The sequence below is a fragment of the Pseudomonas sp. NFACC14 genome (assembly GCF_900106885.1).
GTDB lineage: Bacteria > Pseudomonadota > Gammaproteobacteria > Pseudomonadales > Pseudomonadaceae > Aquipseudomonas > Aquipseudomonas fluorescens_AA.
Genome location: NZ_FNOA01000004.1, coordinates 339,353 through 345,391, shown reverse-complemented (window position 1 = coordinate 345,391; position 6,039 = coordinate 339,353). Strand labels below are relative to the sequence as shown.

The 6,039-nt window shown below is 63.1% G+C and carries 5 protein-coding genes; all 5 read right to left on the bottom strand.

Going from position 1 to position 6,039, the window contains the following annotated elements:
• Positions 1-143 precede the first annotated feature (143 nt).
• Complete coding sequence (locus tag BLU85_RS10095; RefSeq protein ID WP_092198547.1) at positions 144-1,601, bottom strand: amidase; 1,458 nt, start codon at positions 1,599-1,601, stop codon at positions 144-146.
• 17 nt (positions 1,602-1,618) lie between these two features.
• On the bottom strand, positions 1,619-2,875 hold the full coding sequence (locus BLU85_RS10090; protein WP_092198544.1) for an MFS transporter: 1,257 nt from the start codon (positions 2,873-2,875) through the stop codon (positions 1,619-1,621).
• Positions 2,876-2,887: 12 nt separating this feature from the next.
• Entirely contained in the window at positions 2,888-3,820 is a 933-nt protein-coding gene (locus BLU85_RS10085; RefSeq protein WP_092198541.1) for a SphA family protein, read from the bottom strand.
• 69 nt (positions 3,821-3,889) lie between these two features.
• Positions 3,890-4,882: a helix-turn-helix domain-containing protein gene (locus BLU85_RS10080; protein WP_092198538.1), complete on the bottom strand. Its 993-nt coding sequence runs from the start codon at positions 4,880-4,882 to the stop codon at positions 3,890-3,892.
• A gap of 111 nt (positions 4,883-4,993) precedes the next feature.
• Entirely contained in the window at positions 4,994-6,001 is a 1,008-nt protein-coding gene (locus BLU85_RS10075) for an ABC transporter substrate-binding protein (protein ID WP_092141298.1), read from the bottom strand.
• Positions 6,002-6,039 lie beyond the last annotated feature (38 nt).

Here is a 6,039-nt window from a genome sequence, read left to right as displayed (position 1 = left end):
CCCGCAATCCCTTGTGGGAGCTGAGCTTGCTCGCGATAGCGGAGCGTCAGCAATGATGATGCCGACTGACCCAACGCCTTCGCGAGCAAGCTCGCTCCCACAGTTTTTCCGAGTCGTCCAAGGCATCCGCGACCACCACAGTTTCACCGCTGGCAGGCGTTGACCGCTGGGACGCGGCCGCGCCAGGGTTGGGCGCGTTCCAGTTGGGCGGCCAGGGCCAGCAAGGTATTTTCCTCGCCAAAGCGTCCGGCAAAGTGCGCCCCCATCGGCAACCCATAGGCACTCCAGGACAACGGTACTGACATCGCCGGCTGGCCGCTGGCATTGAACAGCGCGGTGAATGGCGAATAGCTGTGGTAGCGCTCGATCAGTTGATCCAGGCTCATGCACACATCCTGCAGGTCCAGCTCGCCAATCAGCACCGGCTCGCGAGTCAGGACCGGGGTCAGGATCACGTCGTAATCCTGCATGAACACCGCCAACTGCCGGCCGAGGGCATGAATCCATTCCACCGCCGCGGCATATTGAGCGCCGCTGACGTTGCCCTTGTCCCGCAAGATGATCCGGGTGCGCACCTCCAGTTCTTCGGCCTGCACGGCAAACCCACGCATCTGGCCCAGCAGGTCGACATAGTGACGAGAGCTGGCGCCAATGATGGTGAACACGTGGTCGAGAAACTCCAGCAACCCCACCGGCAGGCTCACCGGTTCGACACGATGCCCCAGGGCCTCGCACAACCGGGCCGCCTCGCCCACGGCCTGGAGACTTTGCGGCGTGGTGGGCCAAGGGCCGAGCTGTTCGACCAGGGCAATGCGCAGCGGCTTGGGATCGGCTTGCACCGCCATCGCATACGGCAACGCCTGGATCGGCGCGGCATAGGGCGCGCCCAGGTCCATGCCGGCGGTGGCGTCCAGCAACGCCGCACTGTCACGCACCGACAAGGTAATCGCATGGGGCGTGCCCATGCCCGCCCAGCCCTCGCCCACTATCGGCCCCGACGGCATCAGGCCACGGCTGGGCTTGAACCCGAACACACCACAGCAAGACGCCGGCACTCGCAATGAACCGCCGCCGTCGTTGCCATGGGCGAACGGCACCACGCGGGCCGCCACCAACGCCGCCGCGCCGCCACTGGAACCACCGGCGCTGTGCTCGCTGCTCCAAGGATTGCGGGTAGCACCAAAGCGCGCGGACTCGGTGGAGTACGACGTGCCGAACTCCGGCGAAGTGCTGGTGCCCATCACTTGGCATCCGGCACGGCGCAGGCGCGTCACGACTTCCGATTCGAAATCCGCCCGAAAGTCGCCCAGTGCGCGAGAGCCGTTGGTCATCGCCGCGCCGTGGACCGGCGAAAACAGGTCTTTGATCAAGGTCGGCACACCGGCGAGCAGGCCTTGGCCAACTTGTGGCGTGCGCGCTACTTGCCGGGCCGAATCGTACAGCCGCTCGGCCACCGCATTGAGCTGCGGCTCGACCCGCTCCAGGCGTTCGATAGCGGTTTCCAGCAGTTCGCCGGGCTGGACTTCGCCACGCCTGACCCACTCGGCCAGCGCCGTGGCGTCTTCACTGTCCATCAGATGGTGGATGTCTTGCATACCCATGTTTCAGATTCCTTATGTCACGACGATTGATGTGATCCGACGGTGCTCGCCTGCCCCTGGCCCCGTGCGCGCAGGCCGGCAATGACCCAGGGCAGTGCCAAGGCAAAACTGGCCAGGGCCAGCCACTGAATGGCGTGACGCAGGTCACCGGCGAAGACAACCACCAACGCCACCACCAGTGGACTGACGAATTGGCCGATGTACAGGCACGAGGTAAACCCGCCCAAGCCCCGGCCGCGGGTGCTGGCGGTCAAGGCATTCATCACCGGCGCCATCACGTTGGGCACCAGCAACCCGGCCCCCAGGCCCTGGATGAACACCGCCACCAGCACAGCGTTGTAGCTTTGCCCGCGCATCAGTAACCACAGCCCCACGCCCATCAGGCCGAGCAACAATGCGTTGCAACCGGCGATGCCGAAGCGACGGCGCAGCAACGGCCACATCAGCGAACCACCCAAGGTCGCCAACAGGCTCAGTCCCGCCGCCAGGCCGATCATCGTGCTGGAGGTGATGCCCAAGCTGACCAACAGCGTCGGCGCCTGGATCGGCATGATGAACGTCAGGACCATGCCGCCCAGGATCATCAGGTAGCCGACCAGCAGTGGTAGTACGGCGACCTTCGCCGCAGCCGACTCATCGACGTGCTGCTCGATCTTCTGCCGCTTCGCCACCGGCGGTTCCCAGAGCACTTTCATCATGGCCGGCACCAGCAGCAGTGGCAGCAGATACAACAGGAATGGCGCACGCCACGAGTGCTCCCCGAGCACACCGCCCACCACGAAAAACAGCGCCCCCACCAGGCCGATCGTCACCACCTGCCGGTTGACGTAGCGCAGTCGCTCCTCGCCCTGCCAATAGTCGGCGATCAGCGTCGCGCAGCAGGTCATCACCGCCGCCTCCGTGCACCCGAACAACAGCCGCACACCGACAATCGAAGGCAGGTTATCGAGCAGGGCCGGCAAGGCGCCGAGCAAGGCGTAGAGCACCGTGGCAATCACCAGCAAAGCCTTGCGTCCAACCCGGTCGGCCAACCAGCCAGCCAACGGCGCGCACACGGCAATCGCCAGGGCCGGACCGGTAATCGCCAACGGCACCAACAGATCGCCGCGCGGTTCCAAGGGACCGAATTCGGCACCCAACCGGGGCAGGATCGGCGTGACCATCACCGCGCCCATGATCGTCAGGCTGCTGCCCAGCATCAGCACCCCGCCTTCGCGCCAACTGGCCTGGCGCGACGGGATGGCCGCCGTTGAAACGGAACTTGATTGGTTCATGACGAGCCCCTTTTAGAAACTGTGGGAAATACGCAGCGCCGCGGTATAGCCCTCGGCGCGGTTGCGCGCATCGAGCTCCTTGTAGACATGCAGCCACACCGGTGGAATGCCGGGTTTGAAGTAGCTCACCGCCGGCCCGACGGCCAGCACCCGGGCGCGATTGCCGGTTTCCAGCCCCGGCGCGTCATCATCGGTGAACTGACGGTAGTAGTACCCGCCCACGCCCAAGGTCCATGGCCCGACGTGCTGGCCCACGGCAAATTCGTGACGGTACTCGACGCCGTTCTTGTAGTCGGTGGCGTGGTTGCGGGTGTTGATGTCGGCTTCAAAGCTCGAAGACACCTCGAAGCCGCTGTCGGAGATGTATGTGGCGTTGAGGATCGGCGAAAAGGTCCAGTGGTTGAGACCCGGCGAGATCAAGCGATCCTGGTCGTAGTCGCCGGTGGGCGCCTGGATCTGGAACTGGGCATTGACGAACAGGTTCGGCGAAAGGGTCCACTGCAGGATCACCGGCAGCACCTGCATGTCGGCCATGCGAAACGGATCGGCCTCCAGGTTCAGTGGGCCGACAGGAGTCTGCACCTGTAGCGACGCGTCCATCTGGAAGAACGGTACGACGGCACCGAAGCCATACTTGGCGCCCAGCACGGTGTAATCGGTCATGCGCATGTAGGCGACGCCGATGGACAAGACATCCAGGGAGAAATTGTTGTCCACGGACTTGCCGTGGCGATCCTTCTGCACGTTGGCCGAATAGAACGCAGTACGCAGGCCGACGGTGCCAAAGGGCGTGGCCGGCGGCATCATGCCCGCGCCGAAATCATAGACCCCGACCGCCGTGGTCGGCGCGCCGTTTTCGGTGCCATGGGCAGCGGTGCAGGCACCGATCAGCCCCAGGGTCAACCACGTACAGTGCCAGACGTTTGTTTTTTTGTTTTGGTACATCGAATGCCCCTCCGACCATGTGGTGTTGGGGTCATCCTAGGGAGCCGGTCGGTCAGCCGTTATCCGTTTTCAGCACAGATGCGTGCGACGCAAGGTGTGTGACGGGGTTTCACCAAACAGGGTCCGGTAATCACTGGAAAACCGGCTCAAATGCCAGAACCCCCAGCGTGCCGCCACCTCCTGCACCCCCAGCCCCTGATCGCCATTGCGCAGCTCACGGCGCACCGCATTGAGGCGCAACGCCCGCAGATAAGCCACCGGATTGATGCCCAGGGTCTCTTGGAAGCAATACTGCAGTTTGCGTCGGCTGGCACCGATGTGGTTGCACAGGTCGAGGATCGACAGCGGCTCATCGACATGGGCCAGGGCGTACTCCCGGGCGCGGTCGACCATGCGTTTGCGCGCCGTGGGACTGAGCGGCGGCGCCTCGTCCGGCGCCACCAGTTCCAGTATGTGCAGCATCACCGTGTCACGCAGGCCCCGGCGAATCGACTCGTACCCCAGCAACGAATCACGCCCCTGCTCGCCCCCTTCAAGCTCATCGAACAACGCCGCAAGCTCGGCGGGCAGCGTCGAGTTGCCAAGACGGTAACACTTGGGAAGATCGGTAATTCGAAAGCGACTGCCTTGCCGCTCCAGCACATGCTCCAACGCCTGCTCGTCGATGGCGACACCGAGCAGATCCAGATGCTGGGGCGTGCGCAACTCAGGCAGGTTATGCCCATGGGCGACCAATAGGCTGGGTTCGACAATCGGGTGCCCGGAGCAAAAGACCGGCCCATCCGCACTCAGTGGCACGCTGAAGGTGATGGCGCCCTCCCAGGCCATGCCTTGCTTGGTCAGGGCCTGATTAGAGCGGTCGCGCACCAACTGCATCCAATCCGAGCGGAACTCGATCAACTCGCCGTCGAAGCGACCGGGGGTCAACTGGTCATAGCAAACCTGCCAGCCCCCCATGTTGCGGGCGTGCTCGTCGATGTCCGTGGTACGAAACCGATTGATCGGCAGCATCGGCAACCCATCCGACGAGACCGCTGGCTGCGCCATGTTGTCATTGTTCATTGACCCGACCTTTGATGATTCCAGGGCTTATGGGTCAAAGCTCAGGCAAGTTCCATTCCGCCCCGTGGAGCGGTCGTGCAATTGTGCCAAAAACGGATAACCGGCCCGGATTCAGCTGCCGGCGTCGGCATGGGCCTCTTCGAAGAAATAGTCCTTCCAGCTGTCGGCCTTGTTTTTCAACACGCCCAGTTCATGCAGTTTTTCGGCATAGATGTAGGTGCGTTGCGGAACGACGGTGAAGTCGATTTCGGGGTCGGTGACGATTTTTTCCACCAGCGCCAGCGGCAACTTGGACTGTTCTACGCGGATGTAGGTCTGGGCAGCGGCCGGCTTGTCGGCCTTGATGATGCCCTGCGCCTCCACCAGGGCATCGTAGAACGCCTTGTAGGTCTTGGGGTTTTCGTCGTGGAATTTTTCCGTGGTGTAGAGCACGTTGAACGTCGCCGGCCCGCCCAGCACATCATAGGAACTGAGCACCTTGTGCACGTTGGGGCTTTGCAGGGCCTGGTACTGGAACGGTGGGCTGGAGAAGTGCGAATTGATCTCCGACTGGCCGGCGATCAGCGCCGCCGTCGCATCCGGGTGCGGAAGGCTGACCGAGATGTCGTCGAATTTCTTGAAGTGATCGTTGCCGAACACCTTGGCGGTTTCGATCTGCAACGTGCGCGACTGGAATCCGACCCCTGCGGCCGGGACAGCGATCCGGTCCTTGTCGGTGAAGTCCTTGAGGCTCTTCACGTTCGGGTTGTTGGTCAGCAGGTAGTTGGGCATCGACCCCAGCGAGGCGATGGCCTTGACGTTCTGCTTGCCGCGGGTCCGATCCCAGATCGTCAGCATCGGTGGAACGCCTGCCGACACCACATCCAGGGCGCCGGTCAGCAAGGCTTCGTTCATCGCCGTCGCGCCGGAAATGCTGTTCCAGTCCACTTTGATATCCAGGCCCTGGGCCTTGCCATGCTTCTCGATGAGCTGCTGGTCACGCACCACATCCAGGATCAGGTAGCCGATACCGAATTGCTGGGCGATGCTGATCTTGCCCTCGGCGTGGGCCAAGGGATTGAGCAGCGCGGTGGCCGCCAGGGAAACCAACAAGGTGAGCGCAGGACGCTTGAAAGCCATGGTCTGGTGAACCTCACAGTAGGTGAAAGACTGAAGAC